Origin of the sequence: Streptomyces sp. DH41, assembly GCF_029813785.1 — a bacterium.
GTDB lineage: Bacteria > Actinomycetota > Actinomycetes > Streptomycetales > Streptomycetaceae > Streptomyces.
Genome location: NZ_JARVKY010000014.1, coordinates 188003 through 214907, shown reverse-complemented (window position 1 = coordinate 214907; position 26905 = coordinate 188003). Strand labels below are relative to the sequence as shown.

Sequence of the window (26905 nt, the reverse complement as noted above, 5' to 3'; positions counted from 1 at the left end):
TTGAGGGGTTAAGGCTCCCAGTAGACGACTGGGTTGATAGGCCGGATCTGGAAGCACCGCAAGGTGTGGAGGTGACCGGTACTAATAGGCCGAGGGCTTGTCCTCAGTTGCTCGCGTCCACTGTGTTAGTTCTGAGACAACGAACAGTTGTCGGCTTTCGAGCTGGAACAGACAATTAAAGAGTGTGCTTGTTCGCTCGAAACCATTAGGGTTTCGGTGGTCATAGCGTAGGGGAAACGCCCGGTTACATTTCGAACCCGGAAGCTAAGCCTTACAGCGCCGATGGTACTGCAGGGGGGACCCTGTGGGAGAGTAGGACGCCGCCGAACAATCTTTGGAAAGGACCCCTGGTCCCCAGCGTTCAGCTGGGGACCAGGGGTCCTTTCGTTTTTCCAGGACGCACCGGGTACCCGGCTGCGTGAGAATGACTTGCAGTACCGAAGACAGGAGTCACCGATGCCCACCAACTCTCCCGACGACCGACCGGAGCGCGACCAGCGGCGACGGGACAGTGGTGACCGTGGTGACCGGAGCGGTCAGCGCGGTGACCGAGGTGGGTTCCGCCGTGACAGCCGTGACAGCCGCGACAACCGTGGAGATGACCGCGGTGGGCAGCGCGGTGGCTTCCGCCGTGACGACCGGCGGGATGACCGTCGTGACGAGCGCCGCGACGACAACCGTGGTGGTGGCGGGTACGGGCGTCGTGATGACCGTGACCGCGGGCCGCGTCGTGACGACCGTGACCGTGGCGGCGACCGTGGATTCCGTCGCGATGACCGGGGTGGTGACCGTCCCGCCTTCCGTCGCGATGACCGTGGTGACCGTCCGGGTGACCGGGGTGACCGTCCCTCGTTCCGTCGCGACGACCGGGGTGGTGACCGTCCCGCCTTCCGTCGCGATGACCGGGGTGACCGTCCCTCGTTCCGTCGCGACGACCGGGGTGGTGACCGTCCCGCCTTCCGTCGCGATGACCGTGGTGACCGTCCGGGTGACCGGGGTGACCGTCCCTCGTTCCGTCGCGACGACCGGAGTGGCGACCGTCCCCCCTTCCGCCGCGACGACCGCCGCGACGAGCGGAGTGGTGACCGTCCGTCGTTCCGGCGTGACGACCGTGGTGACCGCGGTGGCTTCCGCCGTGACGACAACCGTGGTGAGCGCGGCGGCTTCGGCCGGCGTGACGACAGTCGCGGTGGCGACCGCGGCGGGTTCCGTGGCCGGGACGACCGCGGGGGCCGTGGGCCCCGGCGCGACGACCGGGGCGGGCGGCCCGGTGGTTTCCACGGGCGTGACGACCGGCACGGCGGCGGTGGCCGATTCCGCGAGGAGCGGGACCGGGACCGGGAGCCGATCAAGCGCCTGCCGATCCCCGAGGAGGTCACGGGCGACGAGATCGACAAGGACGTACGGCAGGAGCTGCAGAGCCTGCCCAAGACGCTGGCGGAGGACGTCGCCAGGAACCTGGTGATGGTCGCGCGGCTGCTCGACGAGGACCCGGAGGCGGCGTACGGCTACTCCAAGGTGGCCCTGCGTCTGGCGTCCCGCGTCGCAGCCGTACGGGAGGCGGGCGGGTTCGCCGCGTACGCCAACCAGAAGTACAGCGAGGCGCTGGCCGAGTTCCGGGCCGCACGGCGGATGACCGGCTCTGTCGAGCTGTGGCCGGTGATGGCCGACTGCGAGCGCGGGCTCGGCCGGCCGGAGAAGGCGCTGGACATGGCGGGTGCCCCCGAGGTGCACAAGCTGGACAAGGCCGGTCAGGTCGAGATGCGGCTCGTCGCGGCCGGCGCCCGGCGTGACATGGGGCAGCTGGACGCGGCCATCGTGACGCTGCAGAGCCCCGAGCTGGCCTCCAACTCCGTACAGCCCTGGACCCCCCGTCTGCGGTACGCCTACGCCGACGCCCTGCTGGCCGCCGGCCGGGAACGGGAGGCGCGTGAGTGGTTCGCCAAGGCCGTGGAGTCCGACCGGGACGGCAGCACGGACGCCTCCGACCGGCTCGCCGAGCTGGACGGCGTGGAGTTCATGGACGCCCTTGACGAGCGTGAGGGTGACAGCGACGTGGCGACCTCTTCCGCCGCCGCGGACGACGCCGACGACGCGGACGAGGACGCCGACGGCGAGGGCGAGAAGGACTGACGAGGACTGACGTCCATCGCATGACGACGAAGGGGCGGGACCGGCACACGGTCCCGCCCCTTCGTCGTGCCGTGTCAGAGGTCCAGTGCGCGCAGCACCAGGCCCGAGGCCGGCTTCGGTCCGAAGGACGTCGACTTGCGAGGCATCGTGACGCCCTGCCGGGCCAGCTCGCGGACGACCTCCTCGCGGACCGGGTGCATCAGTACGGCCGTACCGCCGTCGCGTTCCGCCTTCGCGACGGTGGCCGCCGTGTCGTGGATGTAGGAGACGTGGGCGGCGGAGTCGTCCGGGACGTGCCAGACGTGGGTGAGGAGCGTGGCGTGCAGGACCGTGGCGTCCAGAGCGCGCCAGGCCTCGGGCCGGTCGGTGGGGACCGTGCGGGCCAGCAGGCCGGGGTCCGGCCGGTCGACGAGGTGGAACGCGCCGTCACCGGCGAGCAGGAAGGCGTTGCCCGCCTCGGCCGTCCTCGCGAGCGCGTGCATGGACTCCGCCAGGGGTGTCTCGAGACGGCGGACGCGGAAGTGGCCGTCCAGGGCGGCTACGGCGTCGCGTACCGGGAGGTCGTGCAGCAGACGGTGGATGGCGCGGACGCGCAGTGGGTAGCGGACCGTGTCGACCAGGAGGACGAGGCCGTGGTCCCAGGGGCTCGGGGAGGGGTGCTCCGCGCGGAGTGTGCGGTAGGTCGCCCAGCGGTGGTGGCCGTCGGCGATGAGGGCCTGGTGCCGGGCCAGTTCGGACCGGACGCGGTCCAGTTCGGCGGGCTCGGTCACCGACCACAGGCGGTGGTGGAAGCCGTCCTCCGTGGTCGTCGCGAGAAGCGGCGGCTGCTCGGCGGTGCGTTCCACGAGAGAGGTCGTGGCCGTCGTGGCGCCGTCGCCGCGGTAGGTGAGGAGCAGGGGCTCGAGGTTCGCCGAGGTGGCCCGCATGAGCGCCGCGCGGTCGGCGACGACGTGCGGCATGACGTCCTCGTGCGGCAGGACGACCTGCTCCGAGGGGTCCGACACGCGCAGAGCGCCGATGATGCCGCGTTGCAGCATGCCCGCGCCGTCGCGTTGTTCGTAGACGTACAGACCCGGTTCGGGATCGGCGATCAGGACGCCCTCCGTCATCCAGCGCCGCAGAGTGCGGGCGGCCTGGTCGTTGCGCGCCTCGGGCGTGGCGGCCTGGGGAAGGATCAGGCGGACGATGTTGTGCGGGTCGGCCGACTCGAGGTGGAGCAGGCCGTCGGGGCGGACCACGACGTCGTAGGGCGGGGACGTCACGGCGGCCAGGCTGCCGACCCGGTCCGGGTCGTAGCGGAGGCCTCGGAACGGGGTGAGTTCCAGGCCCCGGCGCGCCGTTGCTTCCGGGTGACCTGCAGTGTTCATCCCGGCATCGTACGTGTGTCAGTGGCATGGGGGATGATCGGGGGAAAGCCGTCGAACGAGGAGCGATGCCACATGAGCCGGAGCGTCAGGACGAGGCCCGAGGGCAGTGGGCGGGGCCTGAGCGAGGCGTACGACACGGCGCTGCTCGACCTGGACGGCGTGGTGTACGCCGGGGGGAAGGCGATCGCTCACGCGGTCGACTCGCTCACCACGGCCCACGCGGGCGGCATGCGTCTGGCGTACGTCACGAACAACGCGCTCCGGACCCCCGACGCGGTCGCCGAGCATCTGACCGAGCTGGGCATACCGACGGGTGCCGACGACGTCATCACGTCGGCGCAGGCGGTGGCCCGGCTGATCGCCGAGCAGGTGCCGTCGGGTGCGCGCGTACTGGTGATCGGCGGCGACGGGCTGCGGGTGGCGCTGCGCGAGCGCGGCCTGGAACCGGTGGAGTCGGCGGAGGACGATCCGGCGGCGGTGGTGCAGGGGTTCGGCGGGCCGGAGCTGCCGTGGGGGCGGTTCGCGGAGGCCTGCTACGCGATCTCGCGCGGCGTGCCCTGGTACGCCTCCAACACCGACCTGACGATCCCGGGCGCCCGGGGCATCGCACCGGGCAACGGGGCGGCGGTGGAGGTCGTACGGATCGCGACCGGTGCCGATCCGCAGGTCGCGGGGAAGCCGTTGCCTCCCATGCACCGCGAGACGATCCTGCGGACCGGCGCGCAGCGGCCGTTGGTGGTGGGCGACCGGCTGGACACGGACATCGAGGGCGCGTTCAACGGGGAGGTCGACTCGCTGCTCGTCCTGACCGGGGTGACCGACGGGGCGCGGCTGCTGGCGGCGCAGCCGCGGCACCGGCCGACGTATGTCGACGCCGATCTGCGCGGGTTGCTCACCGGGCAGCCGGAGGTCACGGGTGAGGGAGACGGCAGCGGTGGGTTCCGCTGCGGCGGCTGGAAGGCCACGGCCGGCGAGGAGCGGCTGGAGCTGGAGGGCGACGGCGCGGCGCTCGACGGCTTGCGTGCGTTGTGCGCGGCGGCCTGGACGGCGGGCGGGGAGGCGGGGTGCGAGCTGGACTCCGGGAAGGCGTTGGCACGACTGGGGTTGTGAGCCGTCGTACGGGGAAGGCGCCCGGCGGCGGAGCGAGTGATGCCCCCCCAGGACGTCCCCGGAAGGCCCCCGGGACATCCCTCGGGACTGGGAAGATCCTCGGGATCGTGATCGATTGGCAGGGTAGGCTAACCTAACCGGGTGTTGGTCGACAGTCCCCCCGAACAGCGCGCGGAGACCGCCCCCGCGCCGCCCCCGAAGCGCCGCGTCCTACGTGCCGTCGGGCTGCCCGTCGCCGCGGCGGTCCTGGTGCTCATCGCGTTGACGAGCATCGCGATCGGCGCGAAGGACCTGTCCCTGGCGCAGGTCTGGCACGGCCTGTTCCACGACTCGGGCACGTACGGCGACGTAGTGGTGGGCGAGCGGCTGTCGCGGACCGTGCTCGGTCTGCTCGCCGGTGCCGCGCTCGGCCTCGCGGGAGCCGTGCTGCAGGCGCTCACCCGCAATCCGCTGGCCGATCCCGGCCTGCTCGGCATCAACGCGGGCGCCTCGGCGGCGGTCGTCACGGCCATCAGCTTCTTCGGCGTCACCTCGCTGACCGGGTACGTGTGGTTCGCCTTCGCCGGCGCGGCGGGGGTCGGGGCGCTGGTCTGGTTCCTGGGCGGCAGCCGGGGAGCCACGCCGGTACGGCTGGTGCTGGCTGGCACCGCGATCAGCGCCGCGCTCTTCGGCTACCTCCAGGCCGTGATGATCATGGACGACGCGGCGCTGGGCAGGATGCGTTTCTGGACGGTGGGTTCGCTCTCGTCGGCGACGAACGGCACCATCAAGGAGGTGCTCCCGTTCTTCGTGGCGGGCACCGTCCTGGCCCTCGCGCTCTCCCGGCCGCTCAACGCCATGGAGATGGGCGACGACACCGCCAGAGCGCTCGGTGCCCACCTGAACCGCACCCGGGCGCTGTCCATGCTCGCCGCGACCGTACTGTGCGGGGCCGCGACCGCCGCCTGCGGGCCGATCGTGTTCGTCGGGCTGATGGTGCCGCACATCGTCCGCTCCTTCACCGGACCCGACATGCGCTGGATCCTGCCGTACGCCGCGATCCTGTCGCCCGTGCTGCTGCTGGGCGCGGACATCCTCGGCCGGATCGTCGCACGGCCCTCCGAGCTCCAGGTCGGCATCGTCACCGCCGTCCTGGGCGGGCCGGTCTTCATCTATCTCGTACGACGGCGGAGGACGGCCCAGCTGTGAAGAACGGGAAGACCGGGAAGGCCGGGAAGGCCATGAAGACCACCCGAGCCGTGAAGACCACCCGAGCCGTGCGGAGCCCGGGCGGGCTCTCGTTCCGCCTCGATGTCCGGACCGTGGCCGTCGTCGTCCTGCTGCTGGGCGTCGCGCTCGCCGCGAGCGTGGTGCTGATCGGCACCGGCGACTTCCCGATACCGGCAGGCGACGTGCTGAAGACCCTGGTCGGCGAGGGCAACGCGGGTCAGGAGTTCATCGTCAACGAACTGCGGCTGCCGCGGGTCCTGGTCGGACTGCTGGTCGGCGCCGCCCTCGGGGTGGGCGGGGCGCTGTTCCAGGCCATCTCGCGCAACCCGCTCGGCAGTCCGGACGTGCTCGGCCTCGGGCAGGGTGCGACGGCCGGAGCCCTCACGATGATCGTCCTGTTCTCCGGCAGCTCGGCCCAGGTCACCGTCGGCGCCCTCGTGGGCGGCCTGGTGACCGGACTCGCCATCTACCTGCTCGCCTGGAAGCGGGGCGTGCACGGTTACCGGCTGGTCCTGGTCGGTATCGGCATGTCCGCGATCGTCACGGCGGTCAACGGCTATCTGCTCACCCGGGCCGACATCGTCGACGCCTCCCGCGCCGTGGTCTGGATGACCGGCTCCCTCAACGGCCGCGACTGGGACCACGTCTGGCCTCTGCTCGCGCTGTGCGCCGTGCTCGTTCCGCTGGTGCTCACCAACGGACGGGCACTGCGGATGATGGAGATGGGCGACGACATCTCGTACGCCCTCGGCGTGCGTGTCGAGCGCGTGCGGGCGCTGCTCATGGTGGCCGCCGTGCTGCTCACCGCCGCCGCCACCGCCGCCGCGGGACCGGTCAGCTTCGTCGCGCTCACCGCGCCGCAGCTCGCCCGGCGCCTGACCCGTTCGCCGGGTCCCAACCTGCTGCCGTCCCTCTGCATGGGTGCCGCCCTGCTGGTCAGCGCCGACTGGATCTCGCAGCGGGCCTTCGGCGCCGACCAGCTGCCCGTCGGTGTGGTCACCGGCGTGCTCGGCGGCGTCTACCTGCTGTGGCTGCTGGTCACCGAGCGGAAGGCGGGCCGAGTATGAGCGCCGGAACCGGTGTCCGCAGCGGGCTGAACAACCAAAGGAGCAACGTGAACCGCCTGACCGCCGAGAACGTCACCCTCGCCTACGACCAGCGTGTCATCGCGGAGAAGCTGTCGGTGGAGATACCCGACAACTCCTTCACCGTGATCGTCGGCCCGAACGCGTGCGGCAAGTCCACCCTGCTGCGGGCCCTGTCGCGGATGCTCAAGCCCACCCAGGGCCGGGTGCTGCTGGACGGGTCGGTCATCCAGTCGATGCCCGCCAAGCATGTCGCGCGGACCCTGGGCCTGCTGCCGCAGTCGTCCATCGCGCCCGACGGGATCACTGTCGGCGACCTCGTCGGCCGGGGCCGCTACCCGCACCAGGGGATCCTGCGCCAGTGGTCGACCGAGGACGAGCGGGTCGTCCAGGAGTCGATGGCCCAGACCGGCATCTTGGACCTCGCCGAGCGCTACGTCGACGAACTCTCCGGCGGCCAGCGTCAGCGTGTGTGGATCGCCATGGCGCTCGCCCAGCAGACCCCGCTGCTGCTGCTCGACGAGCCGACGACGTACCTGGACATCCAGCACCAGATCGACGTCCTCGACCTGTGCGCGGAACTCCACGAGGAGCAGGGCCGCACACTCGTGGCCGTCCTGCACGACCTCAACCACGCCGCCCGGTACGCCACCCACCTCATCGCCCTGCGCGACGGCGAGATCATCGCCGAGGGCGCGCCGAAGGACATCGTCACGGCCGGACTCGTCGAGCGGGTCTTCGGGCTGCGCTGCCAGGTCATCGACGACCCGGAGACGGGCACGCCGCTGGTGGTGCCGGCCGCGCGCAAGGCACGGGGCGCGGGTGACGCCCGGCTCGAGAAGACGAGCGGGAAGGCGGGCGAGAAGACGAGCGAGAAGACGAGCGGGAAGGCGGGCGAGAAGGTGGCGGCTACAGAAGCTTCCTGAGGCGGAAAAGGTCACGCAGACCCGCCTCCAGCCTCACCCGGCCCGAACCCCAGGCCTTGGCGAAGTTCAGCTCGCCGTCGACCAGGGCCACCAGGTCGTCGCCGGTCATCGCCAGCCGGATCTCGGCCTTCTCGCGCGGCGGCCCCTCAAGGGTCTCGCGCACGTCGACGCGGCCGTCCGCCATGCGTCCGGTGAAGGTGACGTCCAGGTCGGTGATGTGACAGCTCACCGAGCGGTCCAGCTCGGTGGCCGACCGCACGTCCCCTTCGGCGCCCCGCATGTCGTCCGAGAGCTTTTCGAGTGCGGCGCGGCACTCCTCAGTCGTCGCCATCGGGACCGACCGTACCCCAGCCGCACGCGGTAGCGTCAGGGCATGAGCGACGCAGTACCGGAGCCGCAGGAGGCGGAGGAGGCGCACCCCGCGTACGAGCCCGCCGCGCCCGCCCCCCTGGACGTCCCCCGCGCCCCCACCGGAAACGCCGAGGTGGACGCCCGGCTGGCGCGACTGGCCGACGCCGACCACCTGGCCACGGACGGACATGTCGAGGTGTACGAGGATGTACACCGGGGGCTGCGCGACGCGCTCACCGCGCTCGACGCCCGCCCGGGACCTCCGGGGCCCCCACCACCTCACGAAAACAGGAGCTGAACCGAACGTGGCAGGAGTCGCACGCCGCCGTCTCGACGCGGAGCTGGTCCGCCGCAAGCTGGCGCGCTCGCGTGAGCACGCCAGCCAGCTGATCGCCGCCGGGCGGGTCGCCGTCGGCAAGACCGTCGCGACCAAGCCCGCCACGCAGGTGGAGACCGCCGCCGCGATCGTCGTGACCACCGACGACAGCGACCCCGACTACGTCTCGCGCGGCGGCCACAAGCTGGCCGGCGCCCTGTCGGCGTTCGTCCCGCGGGGGCTCGTCGTCGAGGGGCGCCGGGCGCTGGACGCCGGAGCCTCCACCGGAGGCTTCACCGACGTACTGCTGCGGTCGGGCGCCGCGCACGTCGTGGCCGTCGACGTCGGATACGGACAGCTCGCCTGGTCTCTCCAGCAGGATGAACGCGTCACCGTCAAGGACCGTACGAATGTACGCGAACTGACGCCGGAGGCGATCGGTGGGGAGCCCGTGGACCTTGTCGTGGGGGACCTGTCCTTCATCCCGCTCGGACTGGTACTGCCCGCGCTGGTGCGGTGCGCACGGCCGGACGCCGACCTGGTGATGATGGTGAAGCCGCAGTTCGAGGTGGGGAAGGAGCGGCTGGGCAGCGGGGGAGTGGTACGCAGCGCGCAGCTGCGGGCCGAGGCCGTGCGGACGGTCGCCCAGAAGGCCGGGGAGCTGGGACTCGGAGTGGAGGGGGTCACCGCCAGTCCGCTGCCCGGTCCCTCCGGGAACGTCGAGTATTTTCTGTGGCTGCGGGCCGGGGCCGACGCACTGGACCCGGCCGACGTTGACCGTGCAGTGGCGGAGGGGCCGAGTTGACACAGAACCGAGCGCGTACTGTTTTCCTGCTCGCCCACACCGGGCGTCCCGCGGCCATCCGCAGTGCGGAGCTCGTGGTCAAGGGGCTGCTGCTCGCCGGGATCGGCGTGCGCGTCCTGGAGGACGAGGCGCGTGATCTGCCGCTGCCGGACGAGGTGGAACTGGTCGGCGAGGCCACCACGCAGTGCCTCGACGGGTGCGAGCTGCTCATCGTGCTCGGCGGTGACGGCACGCTGCTGCGCGGCGCGGAGTTCGCCCGCGCCTCCGGGGTCCCGATGCTCGGCGTCAACCTCGGCCGGGTCGGCTTCCTCGCGGAGGCCGAGCGCGACGACCTCGACAAGGTCGTCGACCGGGTGGTGAACCGGGCGTACGAGGTCGAGGAGCGGATGACCGTCGACGTCGTCGTGCACCGAAACGGCGACATCGTGCACACCGACTGGGCGCTGAACGAGGCCGCCGTGCAGAAGGCCGGTGCCGAGAAGCTGCTCGAGGTCGTGCTGGAGATCGACGGCCGGCCGGTGACGGGCTTCGGCTGCGACGGCATCGTGCTGTCGACGCCGACCGGGTCGACGGCGTACGCCTTCTCGGCCGGGGGGCCGGTGGTGTGGCCCGAGGTCGAGGCGCTGCTGATGGTGCCGATCAGCGCGCACGCGCTGTTCGCGAAGCCGCTGGTGACCTCGCCGGACTCGGTGCTCGTGGTGGAGGTGCTGCCGCACATTCCGCCGGGGGTGCTGTGGTGCGACGGGCGGCGGACGGTGGACCTGCCGCCGGGGGCGCGGGTGGAGGTACGGCGGGGGGCGGTCCCGGTGCGGCTGGCCCGGCTGCATCACGCGTCGTTCACCGACCGGCTGGTGGCGAAGTTCGCGTTGCCGGTGTCCGGGTGGCGGGGCGCTCCGCACTAGCGGACTCGATGGGGTGGTTCGTCACCTCGCGGGCCGCGGGTGCGTCGTGGCTGGTCGCGCCCCGCGGCGCAGCCGCCATCAGCGCGGTCCCGCGTCCCTGAGGGCATGCACTTCCCGGGGTGACACAGGCGGCCTGTGTGCGCTTGCCCGCTCGGACCTCGTAAGGTCGGGTGCGTGCTTGAGGAGATGCGGATACGGTCGCTCGGAGTCATCGACGACGCCGTGGTCGAGCTGTCGCCCGGGTTCACCGCTGTCACCGGTGAGACGGGTGCCGGCAAGACCATGGTGGTCACCAGCCTGGGCCTGCTGCTGGGTGGACGCGCGGACGCGGCGCTCGTGCGGATCGGCGCGAGGAGCGCGGTCGTCGAGGGGCGGATCGCCGTGCCCGCGGACGCCGCGGTCGCCGTCCGGGCCGAGGAGGCCGGGGCCGAGCTGGACGACGGGGCGCTGCTGATCAGCCGTACCGTGTCCGCCGAAGGGCGGTCGCGCGCGCACCTCGGCGGGCGGTCGGTGCCCGTGGGGATGCTCGCCGAGCTGGCCGACGAACTGGTGGCCGTGCACGGGCAGACCGACCAGCAGGGACTGCTCAAACTGTCCCGGCAGCGGCAGGCGCTGGACCGGTACGCGGGTGACGCGGTCGCCGGACCGCTCGCCAAGTACGCCGGGGCCTACCGCCGGCTGCGGGCCGTCGCCACGGAGCTGGACGAGATCACCACCCGCGCGCGTGAGCGCGCCCAGGAGGCCGATCTGCTGCGCTACGGCCTCGACGAGGTCTCGGCCGTCGAGCCGCGCCCGGGTGAGGACGCCGAGCTGGCGGAGGAGGCGGAGCGGCTGGGCCACGCCGAGGCGCTCGCGTCGGCGGCCACGGCCGCTCACGCCGCCCTGGCGGGCAATCCGGAGGACCCCGAGGGAGTGGACGCGGCGACGCTCGTCGCGGGCGCTCAGCGGGCCCTGGAGGCCGTACGGTCGCACGACCCGGCGCTGGCCGCGCTCGCCGAGCGGATCGGCGAGGTCGGGATCCTGCTGCGCGACGTGGCCGGGGAGCTGGCGGGGTACGCCGACGACCTGGACGCCGACCCGCTGCGGCTGGCGGCGGTCGAGGAGCGCCGGGCCGCGCTCACCGCGCTGACCCGGAAGTACGGCGAGGACGTCGGCGCCGTGCTGACCTGGGCCGAGCGGAGCGCCGCGCGGGTGACCGAGCTGGACGGCGACGACGAGCGGATCGGTGAGCTGACCGCCGAGCGGGACGCGCTCAGGGCGGAGCTGGGCGGGCTGGCGCAGGCACTGACGGACGCGCGGACGGAGGCGGCGGAGCGGTTCGCCGCCGCGGTGACCGCCGAGCTGGCCTCGCTCGCGATGCCCCACGCGCGCGTGTCGTTCGCGATCCGGCAGGCCGAGGATCCGGAGGGCGTGGAGGTCGGTGGACGCACGGTCGCCTACGGGCCGTCGGGCGCCGACGAGGTCGAGCTGCTGCTCGCCCCGCATCCGGGCACGCCGGCGCGACCGATCGCCAAGGGCGCGTCCGGCGGTGAGCTGTCGCGCGTGATGCTGGCCGTGGAGGTCGTGTTCGCGGGTACGGACCCGGTGCCGACGTACCTCTTCGACGAGGTCGACGCCGGTGTCGGCGGCAAGGCGGCGGTGGAGATCGGGCGGCGCCTGGCGCGGCTCGCGAAGAGCGCGCAGGTCGTGGTCGTCACGCATCTTCCGCAGGTGGCCGCGTTCGCCGACCGGCAGCTGCTGGTGGAGAAGACGAGCGACGGATCGGTGACCCGGTCCGGCGTGAAGGTGCTGGAGGGCGAGGAACGGATCCGGGAGCTGTCCCGGATGCTGGCCGGCCAGGAGGACTCGGAGACGGCCCGGGCCCACGCGGAGGAACTGCTCGAGACGGCCAGGGCGGACGCGTAGAGGCCCGGCCCGGTCACGAACCGGTGCCCGGTGCGGAACCGGCCGGCCCACCGGAACCGCAGCCCGGGTGGGCGCGACGTCCGGTGCCGCCCCAGGTGCTCCGTGCGGGCCAGGTGCTTCGTGCGGGCCGGGCGCTCCGGGCGGGCCAGGTGCTCCGGGCGTGCCTTCGGCGCCGACGAGGACCGGCAGGATCCCATGCCGCCTGCGCGTCCTGGCGGCACGGCACTCCGGCGGCGGGACGCGACCGCGGTGGGTTCAGCGGGTGCTTCGCCGGCGCGGTGCCCGTGCGGGCGTTCGGTGCGGTGCCGTGAAGCCGTCCGGCGCGGCGCCGTGCCGGCGTTCGGGAGAGGCCACTCGCCGGGGGTCCCGTAGGGTGGCCCGATGATCGAGCGCGCCCGCCGGACCGGCACCTCCTTCGCCCTCGCCGCCGCCCTCGCGCGGACCGGCCTGACCGCGCTGCGCGCCACTGCGCCGGGCCGCCGGGAACGCTGGGAGCGCGAGAACCACGCCGGACGGACCGTGGACCTCTACGCCGGACCCGCGTGCGCCGTGGCGGCGGCGGTGGGGACGGCACGGGTACGGCCCGCCGCCGGGTTCGCCGTGCTCGCCGCCGGTGTCTGCGGGGCCTACGACGACGCGGTGGGCGCCGAGGATCCCCGGCGCGGGTTCCGGGCGCACCTGTCGGCGCTGCGGAACGGCGAGGTCACCAGCGGGGCGGTGAAGCTGCTCGGCATCTCCGCGGCCGGGCTCGTCGCCGGCGCGGTGATGAAGGAACGGCCGCTGGACAAGGTGCTCGCGGGCGCCGTCATCGCCGGGGCCGCGCACTTCGTCAACCTCGTGGACGTACGCCCGGGCCGGGCGGGTGCGTCGGTCCTCGCGCTCGGGGCGCCGGGGCTGCTGCGCGGGGGCCCCGGAGCGGAGGCGGCCGCCGCCGCCATGGGGTCCGCGTCGGCCGTACTGCCCGACGACCTCGCCGAGCGCACGATGCTCGGTGACACGGGAGCACACGCGCTGGGCGCGGCCCTGGGCGTCGCGGTGGTGGCCGGGAACGGCCGGGCGGGGCTCGCCGCGCACACGGTGGCCCTCGTGGCCGCGGCGGCGTACGGGGAGAAGGTGAGCGAGGCGGCACGCTCACTCGTGTGAGTGAACTGGCCTTGTCCCGTTGCCCGACGGTCCCCTCTCGCGAGGGCCATCGTTCCCGGAACACCCGTACGGCCTGGCATCCTTGACGGAGCAGCACGCCGGAAACCGCGCGGCGCGCCCTCCCCGCACCATCCTTCTGTACGTTCTTCGTGACCGTCCCCCGCCGAACCAGGAGTCCCCGGCCACGTGACCCCCGTGAGCAGCCACTCGCCGCACGGCCAGTCGCCGCTGCGCACCGTGCAGGTGCTGGGCGGCGGCAACGCCGGCAGTAGCACGCATGTGCGCTCCCTGGCCGCGGGACTCGTCGCACGGGGCGTGAAAGTGACGGTGTGCGCCCCCTCCGATGCGGAACGCACCTACGACTTCACGGGTGCCGGAGCCGGCCACGTGCCCGTGCCGCGCAGCAGCGATCCCGTCTCCGTGGCAGCGCTGCGCGCGGTGTGCACGGACGCCGACCTGGTGCACGCGCATGGGCTGCACGCCTCCTTCCGCGCCGCGCTGGCCCTCGGCGGACGGCGGGTCCGCACTCCGCTCGTCGTCACCTGGCACGACCGGGTCCATGCCGAAGGAGCGCGCGCCCAACTGCTGCGCGTACTGGAGCGACGGGTGATGAAGGCCGCCACCGTGGTGCTCGGCGCCACCTCCGAACTGGTCGACCGGGCGCGGCGAACCGGCGCGCGGGACGCCCGGCTCGGCCCCGTCGCGCTCCCCGCCCGACCGTGCCGGCCGGCCGAGCCCGATGACCCGGACCTGAGGCGTGCCAAGATCCGGGCCGAACTCGGAGCCATCGCACGCCCGTTGCTGATCTCGGTCGGCTCCCTGGAGCGGCACCGGGGGTACGACGTCCTGCTCGACGCCGCGCGCACGTGGCGCCGCCTCGACCCGGCCCCCCTGGTCGTCGTCGCCGGGGAGGGCCCCCTGCGCGGCGAGTTGCAGCGGCGGATCGAGGACGAGGAGCTGCCGGTGGTGCTCATCGGCAGCCGCGACGACATCACCGACCTGCTGGGGGCGGCCGACCTCGCCCTGCTGCCCAGCCGTCGGGAGGCGCGCTCCGTCCTCGCCCAGGAGGCCCTCCACGCGCGTGTGCCGCTCGTCGCGAGCGATGTGGGCGGCATTCCCGAACTCGTCGGCGGCGCCGCCGAACTGGTCCCGCCCAGGGACGCGGAGGCGCTCGCCGACGCCGTCGTCCGGCTGCTCGACGACCCCGGACGACGCGAGGCGCTGCGGGACGAGGGCGTACGGCAGGCGGCCACCTGGCCGACCGAGGACGAGACCGTCGCCCAGGTCCTCAGTGTCTACGACGAGTTGACGCAGCCCACGCCGCTGCTCTGAGCGCGCCGCTCCGGCGTGCTGTCTCACGGCACGTGGCGGCGCGCCCGCAGGGCCAGGCTCAACGCCAGGACGGTCTGCGGATCGTCGAGGTCCGTGCCCAGCAACTCCCCGATCCTCGCCAGCCGGTTGTACAGCGTCTGCCGGTTGAGATGGAGTTCGCGCGCCGTCTCCGCCTTGCGGCCCGCGTGCGCCAGGTACGTCTGGAGGGTGGGCAGCAGAGAAGGCTTGGAGCGGTTGTCGTGGTCGCGCAGGGGGCCGATCGCCCGGTCCACGAAGGCCGCGAGATCCGGATGGTCGCGCAGCCGCCACAGCAGCAGGTCGATGTCGAGTCGCCGGGCGTCGTACCAGGGCCGGTCGGTGAGGCCCTGGGCCGCGGTCGCCGTCTCCGCCGCGTGTCTGAGGCCCGCCGACGCCGCCGCCCAGCCGCCGGCCACCCCGACGACCACGACGGGCGGCTGCGCCCCCGGCTGTCGCATGCCGGCCCGCTCCGCGCCCGCCCGCAGTGCCGCCGCGACCCGGTCCGCGACCGCGGCCCGCTCCGACTCCGAGCGCAGGCCCAGCAGGAGGGGCACCCGCCCCTCCACCGGCCGTACGCCCAGCAGGACGGGCACCCCGACCGACGCGAGCTCCTCGGCGACCGCGCGCGCCAGCACCGCCCAGCCGCCGCCGGCGGGGGACAGGGTGTCGCCGAGGCGCATCACCACGGGGAGAAGCGGGCTGCCGCCCGGCTTGAAGCCCAGGACGCGGGCCTGCGCCGGGGCGTCCTGCGCCGTGATCCGGCCCTCGGCGAGATCGGTGAGGAAGTCGCCGCGCCCGCGCGCCGCCAGTTCCTCCTCCTGACGTGCCTGCATCAGCACCACGGCGAGGATGCCGGCCGCCCGCTCCGCCGCCATCCGGTGCACCGGCGCCAGCGGGGACCGTACGGGCAGCAGGACGAGCCGGGCGCGTACCGACCCGGCGCCCGGGCCGCCGCCGGGCACGTCCACCAGGACCGAGCCCGCCGGAGGCGGGGCGTCCTTGTGCGGGCCGCGCAGCCCTTCCCACACCTGGAGCGGGTCCGCGCCCTCGGGGCCGGATCCGGCGGCGTACAGCAGGCGGCCGTCGGTGGTCTCCAGGAAGACCGGGTTGTCGCCGAAGTCGGCCAGGATGCCGAGCACCTGGGGCACCCCGCCGCCGCCGAGGAGAGCCTCCGTGCAGCGGCGGTGCACCTCCTCGGCCCGCTGGAGCAGCGCGTAGTGGCCGTTGACGATCTCGGTGTGGATCTCCTCGGTGACCGTCACGAACGGCACTTCGCGGTGCAGCTGGACCAGTGGCAGTCCGGCCGCGCGGGCCGTGTCCACGAGGGCCGCGGGAAGTCTCGCGAAACGCGGGCCGAGCTCCATGACGAGGGCCGCGATGCCGCGCTCGGCGAGGGTGCGGACGAACGCGCGCTGCTCGGCGGGGCGGGTGCCGAGGCCGTAGCCCGTGGTGAGGAGGAGTTCGCCGCCCTTGAGGAGGGAGGCGATGTTGGGGACCTCGCCGGCGTGCACCCAGCGCACGGTGCGGTGCAGGCGGTCGGCGCCGGCGAGGATCTCCGGCAGGCCGCTGCGGAGGCCGGGGAGCTCCAGGGCGCGCTGCACGGTGATCCCCGAGGGCGGGGGTGCGCTGGGGATGGTCATGCAGCGGACGGTACCCGCGGGGTGGGGGCGGGTACATCCGCGGTGCGCGGTGCGCGGTGCCTTTGGCGTGCCCGGCGTGGGGGCGGGGCGGGGGTGGGTCGCGCGGCCCGGCGCTCACGGGGTGCCGCCGCGCCCACCCGTGCCGCCCCAGCAGCACGACTGCCCGCAGCGGCGCGCGTGACGGCCCGCAGTCACGCGCACGACTGCCCGCAGCGGCGGCCGGCCGGCCGGCTCAGCCTCCGTACGCTCCGCTCGCCGTCAGGCGCAGGGCCGTGTCGATCAGCGGTACGTGGCTGAAGGCCTGGGGGAAGTTGCCGACCTGGCGTTGGAGGCGGGGGTCCCACTCCTCGGCCAGGAGGCCCAGGTCGTTGCGGAGGGAGAGGAGCTTCTCGAAGAGCCTGCGGGCCTCGTCCACGCGGCCGATCATCGCCAGGTCGTCGGCCATCCAGAACGAGCAGGCGAGGAAGGCGCCCTCGTCGCCGGGCAGGCCGTCGACGCCCTCGCTGCCGCCCTCCGTCGGGTAGCGCAGGATGAAGCCGTCCGAGGTGGACAGCTCGCGCTGGATGGCCTCGATGGTGCCGATGACCCGCTTGTCGTCCGGCGGCAGGAAGCCCATCTGCGGGATCAGCAGCAGCGAGGCGTCCAGCTCCTGGGAGCCGTAGGACTGCGTGAAGGTGTTGCGTTCCTTGTCGTAGCCCTTCTCGCACACGTCCCGGTGGATGTCGTCGCGCAGCTGCTTCCAGCGCTCCAGCGGGCCGTCGGCGTCGCCGGACTCGATCAGCTTGATGGTGCGGTCCACGGCGACCCAGGCCATCACCTTGGAGTGCACGAAGTGGCGGCGCGGGCCGCGCACCTCCCAGATGCCCTCGTCCGGCTCCTGCCAGTGGTCCTCCAGGTAGCGGATCAGCTTGAGCTGGAGCACCGAGGCGTAGTCGTTGCGGGACAGGCCCGTCATGTGGGCCAGGTGCAGGGCCTCGGTGACCTCGCCGTAGACGTCCAGCTGGAGCTGGTGCGCGGCGCCGTTGCCGACCCGGACCGGTGTGGAGCCCTCGTATCCGGGCAGCCAGTCCAGCTCCGCCTCGCCGAGCTCGCGCTCACCGGCGATGCCGTACATGATCTGCAGGTTTTCCGGGTCGCCGGCGACCGCGCGGAGCAGCCACTCGCGCCAGGCGCGGGCCTCCTCGCGGTAGCCGGTGCGCAGCAGCGAGGACAGGGTGATCGCCGCGTCGCGCAGCCAGGTGTAGCGGTAGTCCCAGTTGCGGACGCCGCCGATGTCCTCCGGCAGGGAGGTGGTGGGGGCGGCGACGATGCCGCCGGTGGGGGCGTACGTGAGGGCCTTCAGCGTGATCAGGGAGCGGACCACGGCCTCCCGGTAGGGCCCGTGGTACGTGCAGTGCTCGACCCAGTCGTGCCAGAAGTCCTCCGTCGCCTCCAGGGACTGCTCCGGCTCCGGCAGCGGCGGCGGCTCCTTGTGCGAGGGCTCCCAGGAGATGGTGAACGCGATCCGGTCACCCGGGGTGACCGTGAAGTCCGCGTACGTGGTGAGCGCCTTGCCGTAGGTCTCGGCCTCCGTGTCGAACCACACGGAGTCGGGGCCCGCGACGGCCACCGTACGGCCCTCGTGCTTGTGCACCCACGGGACCACACGGCCGTAGCTGAACCGCATCCGCAGCTCCGAGCGCATCGGCACCCGGCCGGAGACGCCCTCCACGATCCGGATCAGCTGCGGCGCGCCGTCGCGCGGCGGCATGAAATCGGTCACCCGGACCGTGCCGCGCGGGGTGTCCCACTCGGACTCCAGGATCAGTGAGTCGCCGCGGTAGGTCCGCCGGTTGGCGGTGGGCGGTTCGGCTCCGGGGGCGTAGGCGGGGCCCATCCGCCAGAAGCCGTGTTCCCCGGTGCCCAGCAGACCGGCGAAGATGGCATGCGAGTCGAAGCGGGGCAGGCACAGCCAGTCGACTGTGCCGTCCCGGCAGACCAGGGCGGCGGTCTGCATGTCTCCGATGAGTGCGTAGTCTTCGATGCGCCCGGCCACGTGCAACTCCAGTCGAACGGCCACGTCACCCCGCATGGGGGCGGTCGCTGGTGCGGTCAAGGGGTGGTGTCATGCGTCGTTGAGCCATGAAGCAAAGCAGCCGTCCGGCCGTGAAGCCAAACGCTGTGCCGCAAACGACAATTGTTGCTCAGCGAACTAGCGAACTAGCGAACTGACGAGCTCTCGTTGTTCCGGTGCTGACGGGCGAGGGGTGGTGCCATGTCGCCGGGTGGGCTCGGCAGCGAACGTCCGAGCAGGATACGACGCACGTAGATGATCTGTGTGCCGCTCCGGGCAACCCGGGTCCACCGAAAGGGTGACCACCGGGTGACGAAACGGTGAGCCGCGCGTCTGAGTGCCGGAGTGTGCGCGGAGGGTGGCCGGAAGCCGCCGCCCCGAGGCGCTGTTACGCTGGTAGCCCGTGGACCGGTGGGAGAGAAACCCCGGAACCGCAGCGACGGCGCCGCCGACGACAACCCGGGACGACCGGGCCGGACGACGAGCGCAGCGCACCCCAGACCGCGACCACGGGAGCCCCCTCTTGGCCATGCCGCCCGCTGCTTTTCGAAACAGCACAGCTTCGACGACCAAGCACATCTTCGTCACCGGGGGTGTCGCCTCCTCGCTCGGCAAGGGGCTGACCGCCTCCAGCCTCGGCATGCTGCTCAAGGCACGGGGTCTGCGCGTCGTGATGCAGAAGCTCGACCCGTACCTCAATGTCGACCCTGGCACGATGAACCCCTTCCAGCACGGTGAGGTCTTCGTCACCAACGACGGCGCCGAGACCGACCTGGACATCGGCCACTACGAGCGTTTCCTCGACCGCGACCTCGACGGCTCCGCCAACGTCACCACCGGCCAGGTGTACTCCACGGTGATCGCCAAGGAGCGGCGCGGCGAGTACCTGGGCGACACCGTGCAGGTCATCCCGCACATCACCAACGAGATCAAGCACCGCATCCGCCGCATGGCGACGGACGAGGTGGACGTCGTGATCACCGAGGTCGGCGGCACGGTCGGCGACATCGAGTCGCTGCCGTTCCTGGAGACCGTCCGCCAGGTGCGGCACGAGGTCGGCCGCGACAACGTCTTCGTCGTCCACATCTCGCTCCTGCCGTACATCGGCCCCTCCGGCGAGCTGAAGACGAAGCCGACCCAGCACTCGGTCGCGGCGCTGCGCAACATCGGTATCCAGCCGGACGCGATCGTGCTGCGCTGCGACCGCGAGGTGCCGACCGCGATCAAGCGCAAGATCTCCCTGATGTGCGACGTCGACGAGGCCGCCGTGGTGGCCTGTCCCGACGCCCGCTCGATCTACGACATCCCCAAGGTCATCCACACCGAGGGCCTGGACGCCTATGTCGTCCGCAAGATGGACCTGCCCTTCCGCGACGTGGACTGGACGACCTGGGACGACCTGCTCGACCGCGTCCACAACCCCGACCACGAGATCACGATGGCCCTGGTCGGCAAGTACATCGACCTGCCCGACGCCTACCTGTCGGTGACCGAGGCGCTGCGCGCGGGCGGCTTCGCCAACAAGGCCCGCGTGAAGATCAAGTGGGTCACGTCCGACGACTGCAAGACGGCGGCCGGTGCCAAGGCGCAGCTCGGTGACGTCGACGCCATCTGCATCCCGGGCGGCTTCGGCGAGCGCGGCGTGACCGGCAAGGTCGGCGCCATCAAGTACGCCCGCGAGAACAAGATCCCGCTGCTCGGCCTGTGCCTGGGCCTGCAGTGCATCGTGGTCGAGGCCGCGCGCAACCTGGCCGGCGTCTCGGACGCCAACTCCACCGAGTTCGACCCCGCCACCGCCCACCCGGTCGTCTCCACCATGGCCGAGCAGCTGGACATCGTGGCCGGTGAGGGCGACATGGGCGGCACCATGCGGCTCGGCATGTACCCGGCGAAGCTGGCCGAGGGCTCCATCGTGCGCGAGGTCTACGACGGCAAGGAGTACGTCGAGGAGCGGCACCGCCACCGCTACGAGGTGAACAACGCCTACCGCGCGGAGCTGGAGAAGAAGGCCGGCATCCTCTTCTCGGGCACCTCCCCGGACGGCAAGCTCGTCGAGTACGTCGAGTACCCCCGTGACGTCCACCCCTACCTGGTCGCCACGCAGGCCCACCCGGAGCTGCGCTCGCGCCCGACCCGCCCGCACCCGCTCTTCGCCGGGCTGGTCAAGGCCGCGGTCGAGCGGAAGACGGCGAAGTCGAAGTAGCACACCGGTTGTACGGTGGCCGGGGCGCGCGCATTCGACGGCGCGAGCCCCGGCTTTTCGCGTACGTCTGGAAGGGCAGGTCAGGCATGACGGGCAGCACGATCAAGGATGTCCCCGAGGAGTGGGAGGTCCGGGGTACCGAGACGCCCTTCCGGGGCAAGAAGACCTCCGTCCGCACGGACGACGTGGTCATGCCCGACGGTTCCGTGGCGACCCGCGACTACCAGGTCCACCCCGGCTCCGTGGCCGTCCTCGCCCTGGACGGCGACGGCCGGGCCCTGGTCCTGAGGCAGTACCGGCACCCCGTGCGGGAGAAGCTGTGGGAGATCCCGGCCGGTCTGCTCGACGTCCCCGGCGAGAACCCGCTGCACGCCGCGCAGCGCGAGCTGTACGAGGAGGCGCACGTCAAGGCCGAGGACTGGCGGGTGCTGACCGACGTCTACACCACCCCGGGCGGCTGTGACGAGGCCGTACGGATCTTCCTCGCCAGGGACCTGTCCGAGGTCGAGGGCGAGCGCTTCGAGGTCGAGGACGAAGAGGCCGACATGGAGCTGGCCCGGGTGCCCGTCGCGGACCTGGTCCGGGGCGTGCTCGCGGGCGAGCTGCACAACAACTGCCTGGTCGTGGGCGTGCTGTCACTGGTCGCGGCGGAGCAGGGCGACGGGCTCGACACCCTCCGCCCCGCTCAGGCGCCGTGGCCGGCGCGCCCGTTCGAGGCCTGACCCACTCCGGATCCCGGCACGGTGTGACCATAGGTTGATCCGATCGGGGGATGTACCCGCCGCGCTCCGCCGGGAACGTAGCAGAGCGTGAACTAGGCTCTGGAAACGCCCGAACCGGGGTTCCGGCGGGCGCCGGCGTGCGGTGGGATCGGGAGTGTGGCCCGTGACGGATCAGGCGGTGGACACGGACGGCGTACGGCTGTCGGGGGACCCTGCTGAGGAGAATCGGTTCCTGGGCCGCACCCGGGAGTTGAAGGAGCTGCGCGCCGACATCGAGCGCGCGGGTCTGGACACCCTTTCCGGCCGCAAGGCCCCCCGCGCGCGCGTGCTGCTCATCGCGGGCCGGCCCGGCTCCGGCCGCACCGCGCTCGCCGAGGAGCTGGTCGCGCAGGTCGCGGAGGGTTACCCCGACGGTGTGCTGCGCGCCCGGCTGAGCGAACCGGACGGCACGCGCGTGCCCGTCGGGCGGCTCGCCCGGGAACTGCTCACCGAGCTGAACGCCCAGGCCCCGCCCGGCGCCGGCGAGGACGACCTCACCGAGGCCCTGCGCACCGCCCTCGCCGACCGCAAGGTCCTGCTCCTGCTCGACGACGCCGCCGACGCCGAGCAGGTCGACGCCCTGCTGCCGGACACCCCGGACTGCCTGGCCGTCACCGTCGCCGGGGGCCCGCTGACCGGCATCGCCGACGTCCGCCCCTGCACGCTGGGGGGCCTGGACACCAAGTCGGCCGTGGAGCTGCTGTCCCGGCACACCGGCTCGGTCCGCATCACCGTCGACCCCCGGGCCGCCGAGCAGCTGGTCGAGGTCTGCCAGGCCCAGCCCGCCGCGCTGGCCCTGGCCGGCGGCTGGCTCGCCGCCCGCCCCCAGGCGGCCGTCGCCGACCTCGCCAAGCACGTGCACACGGAGGGTGACGAGGGCACCCCGCTCAGCCGCGTCTTCCGCCTCACCTACGCCTCGCTGCCCAGCACCGCCGCCCGGATGCTGCGGCTGCTCTCCCTCGCCCCCGCCGGAATGGTCGACCCGCACACCGCATCCGCGCTGGCCGGCTGCTCCGTGAACGGCGCCCGCACCACCCTGGACGACTTCGTCGCCCTCGGCATACTGCGGGCGGTCGACTCCCCGCTGCCCGAGTACCAGGTGCCCGGATGCCTGCACGGCCGGCTGGCGGCCCTCGCCGAGAGCCACGACCGGCCCGCCGAGCTCCAGCTCGCCCGCGCCCGCATGCTGGAGCGGACGGTACGGCTGCTCCAGTCCTGCCGGGCGGTCACCGAGACCGACAGTCCGCAGGCCCGCGAGAAGCTCCTCGAGATGCCGCGCGCCCTGCGCTTTCCGACCCCGAGGGCCGCCGCCGACTGGCTGCGGGTCCGCCGGCCGGCGCTGCTGGCGGCGGCCCGGCTCGCGGTCGCCGACGGGGAGCTGGACACCCTCGCCCGGAGACTGCTGTCCCAGCTGGTGCGGGCCATGGTCGCGCACTTCGGCACCCAGGCGGCGGCGCCCGACCTGTACGGCGTCCACCGCCTCGTCCTGGACGTGGCCGAGCGCCGCGAGCTGCCCCGGGAGAAGGCGGCGGCGCTGCTGAACCTGGCCGACCTGGACGCCCGCACCGGCCGTACCGCCGAGGCCCTGGTGCGCTACCGCGCCGCGCTGGACGCCGGACGCGAGGCGAACGACCCGTACGCGACCGGCCGCGCGATGGAATCCGTGGGCGGCGCCCACCTGGAGCTCGGCGACTACGACCGGGCCGCCGACTGGTTCGGCCGGGCCCTGGCCCAGCGGCTCGCCCGCAACGAGCGTGCCGACGCCGCCCGGGTCTACGGCCGCATCGCCACCGCCCACACCTACGCGGGCCGCTACGGCGAGGCGCTGCGGTGCTGGCGCGCCGCGGTCGCCGGGTACCGCAGGGCGGGCGACGTGGCCGCGCACGCGCGGGCGCTGAGTGAACTGGCCCGCGTCCAGGAGTACGCCGGACGGCCCGAGGAGTCGCTGCGCACCTGCCAGGAGGCCGTCGACTGGGCCCGCCGGGCCGACGACGTCCGGCTCCAGGCCGCGCTGCACCTGCGGCTGGCCGACACGCTCGACCGCCTCGGCGATCACACGGCGGCCGGCCTGCACCGGAGCACGGCGGAGCACATGCTGAAGGAAGATCCCGCCGAAGCCTGCGAAATCCGCAGCGCGTCGTCCGAAGATTGATGCTTTGAAAGGCTGGACAGAGAGAACACCTTCATTAGACTGGCTCTGCCGCACGTTCTTGCGGTCTCTCCCGTTGTGCCCACGCGTGCGCGGGTATGTGTACGTACAGCCCCATCCTCTGAGCCAAGGACCGTGATCGACGTGAAGGTCGGTATCCCCCGCGAGGTCAAGAACAACGAGTTCCGGGTGGCCATCACCCCCGCCGGCGTGCACGAGCTGGTGCGCCACGGTCACCAGGTCGTCATCGAGCGTGAGGCCGGCGTCGGCTCCTCGATCCCGGACGCCGAGTACGTCGCCGCCGGCGCGCGGATACTCGACACCGCCGACGAGGTCTGGGCCACCGCCGACCTGGTGCTGAAGGTCAAGGAGCCGGTCGCGGAGGAGTACCACCGCCTCCGCAAGGACCAGACGCTCTTCACCTACCTGCACCTGGCCGCCTCCAAGGAGTGCACGGACGCGCTCGTCGAGTCCGGCACCACCGCGATCGCCTACGAGACGGTCGAGCTGCCCAGCCGCGCGCTGCCGCTGCTGGCCCCGATGTCCGAGGTCGCGGGCCGGCTGGCCCCCCAGGTCGGCGCCTACCACCTGATGGCCGCCAACGGCGGCCGCGGTGTGCTGCCGGGCGGCGTCCCCGGCGTGCTGGCCGGCAAGGCCGTCGTCATCGGCGGCGGTGTCTCCGGCTGGAACGCGGCGCAGATCGCCATCGGCATGGGCTTCCACGTGACCCTGCTCGACAAGGACATCAACAAGCTCAAGGAAGCCGACAAGGTCTTCGGCACGAAGATCCAGACCGTCGTCTCCAACGCCTTCGAGCTGGAGAAGGCCTGCCTGGAGGCCGACCTGGTGATCGGCGCCGTGCTGATCCCGGGGGCCAAGGCCCCGAAGCTGGTCACCAACGAGCTGGTGTCCCGGATGAAGCCCGGGAGTGTGCTTGTCGACATCGCGATCGACCAGGGCGGCTGCTTCGAGGACTCCCACCCGACCACCCACGCCGAGCCGACCTTCCCGGTCCACAACTCGGTCTTCTACTGCGTCGCCAACATGCCCGGCGCGGTGCCGAACACCTCCACCTACGCGCTGACCAACGCCACGCTGCCCTACATCGTGGAGCTGGCGGACCGCGGCTGGGCCGAGGCGCTGCGCCGCGACCCCGCACTGGCCAAGGGTCTCAACACCCATGACGGCAAGGTCGTTTACAAGGAGGTCGCCCAGGCGCACGGCCTGGAGCACGTGGAGTTGGCCTCCCTGCTCGCCTGAGGCTCCGCACGAGCCGCCGGCGGCCGTCGGCCGTTGCCGCCGGCCGTCGTCGACGGCCGGTAAGTCGGCTAAGTCATCAACCGGAAAAGGCGATACGTCAACAGTCGCCGTCAACCCCGCACACCCGGCCGGACCTTGCCCGACAAGGTCCGGCCGGGTGTGTGTATGGTCACTTTGCGATTCTCGGCCAACTCGCCTCGAACGTAACGCTTCAACCGATTCGCGCACCGGTGAAACCTGCTGTGCGACGGTCCTACGCCCTTGACAGAGGGATGTTTCATCGCCGACACATCAGGCCGGGTCCGGCGGATTGTGTTGCTGCGGACGGCCGACACGCCATAGAGTCGCCGAACGTCGGCATGGTGCCACGCTGACCTGTCTAGAAGTTTCCTGGTCACCAAGGAGGTAAGACGACTTGTGAATGAGTCGACATTTACTCCCGGGGGTGGTCAACCAGGAATGCCTGCGCGGGTCCACAGCCCGGGGCGTCTCGAGGCTGTCGGCTCCGTCGCTGTACGCACCTTCGCAGCCCACCAGAGTCCGCAGGCAACTCAGACAGCACACATGAGTATGGATGGCCAACACGTGAACGCCATGGCCGGCAACGGAAGTGGCGCGTCCCGCAACCACTTCGCCGACTACGACGAACTGCCCGAGGGGCACTTCTACGACCCGGACGCGGAGTACGAGCCCGATCCCGAGTACGCCGCCACGCTCGCGCCCGACGCGGCCCGTCAGCGCCGTGAGCGCGTCGGTCCGACCGGGCGTCCGCTGCCCTACTTCCCGATCCCGGGCCCGCTGACCGAGCACGGCCCCGCGAAGATCATCGCGATGTGCAACCAGAAGGGCGGCGTCGGCAAGACCACGTCGACCATCAACCTGGGTGCCGCGCTCGCCGAGTACGGGCGCCGGGTGCTGCTCGTCGACTTCGACCCGCAGGGCGCGCTCTCGGTCGGTCTCGGCGTCAACCCGATGGAGCTCGACCTCACCGTCTACAACCTGCTCATGGAGCGGGGCATGGCGGCCGACGAGGTACTGCTGAAGACCGCGGTCCCCAACATGGACCTGCTGCCCAGCAACATCGACCTGTCGGCGGCCGAGGTCCAGCTGGTGAGCGAGGTCGCGCGCGAGTCCACGCTGCAGCGCGCGCTCAAGCCGCTGATGGACGACTACGACTACATCGTGATCGACTGCCAGCCCTCGCTCGGCCTGCTCACGGTCAACGCCCTGACGGCCGCGCACAAGGTGATCGTGCCGCTGGAGTGCGAGTTCTTCGCGCTGCGCGGTGTGGCGCTGCTGACCGAGACGATCGAGAAGGTCCAGGAGCGGCTCAACCCCGACCTGGAGCTCGACGGCATCCTCGCCACGATGTACGACTCGCGCACGGTGCACAGCCGTGAGGTGCTCGCGCGTGTCGTCGAGGCCTTCGACGACCACGTCTACCACACGGTCATCGGGCGCACGGTCCGCTTCCCGGAGACCACGGTCGCCGGTGAACCGATCACCACCTACGCCTCCAACTCCGTCGGTGCCGCCGCCTACCGCCAGCTCGCCAGGGAGGTGCTCGCCCGGTGTCACGCCGAGTGAGTCTGCCGGGGGCCGACGAACTCTTCCGTACGACAGGGGGAACGGCGCTCCAGTCGTCCTCCCCGCGGCGACCGGCGGGCGGCGAAGCCCGGGTGCCGGCGCCGGCGGGGGAGAGCGACCAGGCCGCCGCCGAGGACGCGCCGCAGTCGGTGCCCGCGCAGGGCGGCGACGGCGAGGGCACGGAGCACGCCGCGGCGGACGCGGAACCGGGCTCGGCGGGCGAGTCGCGCAGCCGGGGCGCGGAGCGCTCCGCGCGGGGCTCCGGTCCGGGTGCGGGCGCGCAGGAAGGTTCTGCCACCGCGCAGCCGCGCAAGCGGGGACGTTCCCCCTCGCGCCGCCCCAGCGGCCGTGAGCGCCACGACGAGAAGATCACCGTGTACGTCTCCGCCGAGGAGCTCATGGACCTGGAGCACGCCCGCCTGGTGCTCCGTGGCGAGCACGGACTGGCCGTCGACCGCGGCCGCATCGTCCGCGAGGCGGTCGCCGTGGTCCTCGCCGACCTGGAGACCCGCGGGGACGCCAGCATCCTCGTACGACGGCTGCGCGGACGGTAGCGGTAGCCTGCGGGGGCCATGACCTCGAACGACACCCCCCGCCCCGGCGCCCGCGCCGGCCGTCGGCGTGCGCTGGGAAGAGGACCGGGAGAGCGG

General features: G+C 72.5%; 21 protein-coding genes, 2 rRNA genes and 1 pseudogene. 20 read left to right on the top strand and 4 right to left on the bottom strand.

Translation table 11 applies throughout. From position 1 onward, the window contains the following. The 4 genes and pseudogenes from QC283_RS23210 to QC283_RS23195 form a co-directional block, all read left to right on the top strand. Positions 1–105 (top strand): 23S ribosomal RNA (locus tag QC283_RS23210); the annotation flags it as partial. Between the two features lie 107 nt (positions 106–212). Beyond that, positions 213–329 (top strand): 5S ribosomal RNA (gene rrf, locus QC283_RS23205). A 157-nt stretch (positions 330–486) separates the two neighbouring features. Further along, positions 487–1341, top strand: a pseudogene (locus tag QC283_RS23200) (tetratricopeptide repeat protein); the annotation flags it as partial. Between the two features lie 15 nt (positions 1342–1356). After that, entirely contained in the window at positions 1357–2133 is a 777-nt protein-coding gene (locus tag QC283_RS23195; RefSeq protein ID WP_279563568.1) for a tetratricopeptide repeat protein, read from the top strand. Between the two features lie 74 nt (positions 2134–2207). Here QC283_RS23195 and QC283_RS23190 read toward each other — a convergent pair whose 3' ends face one another. Then, a complete protein-coding gene (locus QC283_RS23190) occupies positions 2208–3500 on the bottom strand; it encodes a DUF1015 domain-containing protein (RefSeq protein WP_279563551.1) in 1293 nt (430 codons plus the stop codon). Positions 3501–3572: 72 nt separating this feature from the next. Between QC283_RS23190 and QC283_RS23185 the strand changes: the two genes are divergently transcribed. The 4 genes from QC283_RS23185 to QC283_RS23170 all read left to right on the top strand — a co-directional run bounded on the left by QC283_RS23185 (position 3573) and on the right by QC283_RS23170 (position 7830). Continuing rightward, the gene (locus QC283_RS23185) at positions 3573–4610 is read left to right on the top strand and encodes an HAD-IIA family hydrolase (protein WP_279563550.1); all 1038 of its coding nucleotides are present in this window, start codon (positions 3573–3575) and stop codon (positions 4608–4610) included. Positions 4611–4751: 141 nt separating this feature from the next. Beyond that, positions 4752–5798 (top strand): FecCD family ABC transporter permease, encoded by a 1047-nt coding sequence (locus QC283_RS23180; protein ID WP_279563549.1) that lies wholly within the window; start codon positions 4752–4754, stop codon positions 5796–5798. Between the two features lie 32 nt (positions 5799–5830). Further along, positions 5831–6886: a FecCD family ABC transporter permease gene (locus tag QC283_RS23175; protein WP_279563567.1), complete on the top strand. Its 1056-nt coding sequence runs from the start codon at positions 5831–5833 to the stop codon at positions 6884–6886. Continuing rightward, positions 6883–7830 (top strand): ABC transporter ATP-binding protein, encoded by a 948-nt coding sequence (locus tag QC283_RS23170; RefSeq protein ID WP_279563548.1) that lies wholly within the window; start codon positions 6883–6885, stop codon positions 7828–7830. Before QC283_RS23175 ends, QC283_RS23170 begins: the two co-directional genes overlap by 4 nt. Here the strand turns inward: QC283_RS23170 and QC283_RS23165 are convergent. Further along, positions 7814–8161 carry an SCP2 sterol-binding domain-containing protein gene (locus QC283_RS23165; protein ID WP_279563547.1) on the bottom strand — a complete coding sequence of 116 codons (348 nt, stop codon included), beginning with the start codon at positions 8159–8161 and terminating at the stop codon, positions 7814–7816. The genes QC283_RS23170 and QC283_RS23165 overlap by 17 nt on opposite strands. Before the next feature lie 42 nt (positions 8162–8203). Here QC283_RS23165 and QC283_RS23160 point away from each other — a divergent pair, with 42 nt between their 5' ends. From QC283_RS23160 to QC283_RS23135, 6 genes are all read left to right on the top strand, one after another. Beyond that, complete coding sequence (locus QC283_RS23160; RefSeq protein WP_279563546.1) at positions 8204–8479, top strand: hypothetical protein; 276 nt, start codon at positions 8204–8206, stop codon at positions 8477–8479. A gap of 7 nt (positions 8480–8486) precedes the next feature. Then, positions 8487–9302, top strand: coding sequence for a TlyA family RNA methyltransferase (locus QC283_RS23155; protein ID WP_279563545.1), 816 nt, complete (start codon positions 8487–8489; stop codon positions 9300–9302). Beyond that, the gene (locus QC283_RS23150) at positions 9299–10204 is read left to right on the top strand and encodes an NAD kinase (RefSeq protein WP_279563544.1); all 906 of its coding nucleotides are present in this window, start codon (positions 9299–9301) and stop codon (positions 10202–10204) included. The genes QC283_RS23155 and QC283_RS23150 overlap by 4 nt, the downstream gene beginning before the upstream one ends. A gap of 186 nt (positions 10205–10390) precedes the next feature. Further along, positions 10391–12109 carry a DNA repair protein RecN gene (gene recN, locus QC283_RS23145; RefSeq protein ID WP_279563566.1) on the top strand — a complete coding sequence of 573 codons (1719 nt, stop codon included), beginning with the start codon at positions 10391–10393 and terminating at the stop codon, positions 12107–12109. A gap of 381 nt (positions 12110–12490) precedes the next feature. After that, positions 12491–13252 carry a hypothetical protein gene (locus QC283_RS23140; protein WP_279563543.1) on the top strand — a complete coding sequence of 254 codons (762 nt, stop codon included), beginning with the start codon at positions 12491–12493 and terminating at the stop codon, positions 13250–13252. A gap of 186 nt (positions 13253–13438) precedes the next feature. After that, entirely contained in the window at positions 13439–14584 is a 1146-nt protein-coding gene (locus tag QC283_RS23135) for a glycosyltransferase family 4 protein (RefSeq protein ID WP_279563542.1), read from the top strand. Positions 14585–14607: 23 nt separating this feature from the next. Here the strand turns inward: QC283_RS23135 and QC283_RS23130 are convergent, their stop codons facing one another. Together QC283_RS23130 and QC283_RS23125 are read right to left on the bottom strand one after the other, a co-directional pair. Beyond that, positions 14608–16242 carry a PucR family transcriptional regulator gene (locus QC283_RS23130; RefSeq protein WP_279563541.1) on the bottom strand — a complete coding sequence of 545 codons (1635 nt, stop codon included), beginning with the start codon at positions 16240–16242 and terminating at the stop codon, positions 14608–14610. Between the two features lie 232 nt (positions 16243–16474). Continuing rightward, positions 16475–18277, bottom strand: a complete 1803-nt coding sequence (locus QC283_RS23125) for a glycoside hydrolase family 15 protein (RefSeq protein WP_279563565.1) — start codon at positions 18275–18277, stop codon at positions 16475–16477. Positions 18278–18824: 547 nt separating this feature from the next. Here QC283_RS23125 and QC283_RS23120 point away from each other — a divergent pair. The 6 genes from QC283_RS23120 (at position 18825) to QC283_RS23095 (ending at position 26809) form a co-directional block, all read left to right on the top strand. Further along, positions 18825–20498: a CTP synthase gene (locus QC283_RS23120; protein WP_279563564.1), complete on the top strand. Its 1674-nt coding sequence runs from the start codon at positions 18825–18827 to the stop codon at positions 20496–20498. Positions 20499–20584: 86 nt separating this feature from the next. Then, on the top strand, positions 20585–21220 hold the full coding sequence (locus QC283_RS23115; protein ID WP_279563540.1) for an NUDIX hydrolase: 636 nt from the start codon (positions 20585–20587) through the stop codon (positions 21218–21220). Between the two features lie 163 nt (positions 21221–21383). Beyond that, the gene (locus QC283_RS23110; protein WP_279563539.1) at positions 21384–23411 is read left to right on the top strand and encodes a tetratricopeptide repeat protein; all 2028 of its coding nucleotides are present in this window, start codon (positions 21384–21386) and stop codon (positions 23409–23411) included. Between the two features lie 132 nt (positions 23412–23543). Further along, positions 23544–24668, top strand: a complete 1125-nt coding sequence (gene ald / locus QC283_RS23105) for an alanine dehydrogenase (protein ID WP_279563538.1) — start codon at positions 23544–23546, stop codon at positions 24666–24668. Positions 24669–25127: 459 nt separating this feature from the next. Continuing rightward, the gene (locus tag QC283_RS23100; protein ID WP_279563537.1) at positions 25128–26255 is read left to right on the top strand and encodes a ParA family protein; all 1128 of its coding nucleotides are present in this window, start codon (positions 25128–25130) and stop codon (positions 26253–26255) included. Beyond that, positions 26240–26809 carry a hypothetical protein gene (locus QC283_RS23095; protein WP_279563536.1) on the top strand — a complete coding sequence of 190 codons (570 nt, stop codon included), beginning with the start codon at positions 26240–26242 and terminating at the stop codon, positions 26807–26809. The genes QC283_RS23100 and QC283_RS23095 overlap by 16 nt, the downstream gene beginning before the upstream one ends. Positions 26810–26905: the final 96 nt, after the last annotated feature.

Excerpts from the sequence above, each read along its gene's own strand:
- QC283_RS23175 (WP_279563567.1), top strand. The coding sequence starts at position 5,831 with ATGAAGACCACCCGAGCCGTGAAGACCACCCGAGCCGTGCGGAGCCCG.
- QC283_RS23185 (WP_279563550.1), top strand. The coding sequence starts at position 3,573 with ATGAGCCGGAGCGTCAGGACGAGGCCCGAGGGCAGTGGGCGGGGCCTG.
- recN (WP_279563566.1), top strand. The coding sequence starts at position 10,391 with ATGCGGATACGGTCGCTCGGAGTCATCGACGACGCCGTGGTCGAGCTG.
- QC283_RS23190 (WP_279563551.1), bottom strand. The coding sequence starts at position 3,500 with ATGAACACTGCAGGTCACCCGGAAGCAACGGCGCGCCGGGGCCTGGAA.
- QC283_RS23165 (WP_279563547.1), bottom strand. The coding sequence starts at position 8,161 with ATGGCGACGACTGAGGAGTGCCGCGCCGCACTCGAAAAGCTCTCGGAC.
- QC283_RS23115 (WP_279563540.1), top strand. The coding sequence starts at position 20,585 with ATGACGGGCAGCACGATCAAGGATGTCCCCGAGGAGTGGGAGGTCCGG.
- QC283_RS23130 (WP_279563541.1), bottom strand. The coding sequence starts at position 16,242 with ATGACCATCCCCAGCGCACCCCCGCCCTCGGGGATCACCGTGCAGCGC.
- QC283_RS23100 (WP_279563537.1), top strand. The coding sequence starts at position 25,128 with ATGCCTGCGCGGGTCCACAGCCCGGGGCGTCTCGAGGCTGTCGGCTCC.
- QC283_RS23170 (WP_279563548.1), top strand. The coding sequence starts at position 6,883 with ATGAGCGCCGGAACCGGTGTCCGCAGCGGGCTGAACAACCAAAGGAGC.
- QC283_RS23160 (WP_279563546.1), top strand. The coding sequence starts at position 8,204 with ATGAGCGACGCAGTACCGGAGCCGCAGGAGGCGGAGGAGGCGCACCCC.
- QC283_RS23120 (WP_279563564.1), top strand. The coding sequence starts at position 18,825 with ATGCCGCCCGCTGCTTTTCGAAACAGCACAGCTTCGACGACCAAGCAC.
- QC283_RS23140 (WP_279563543.1), top strand. The coding sequence starts at position 12,491 with ATGATCGAGCGCGCCCGCCGGACCGGCACCTCCTTCGCCCTCGCCGCC.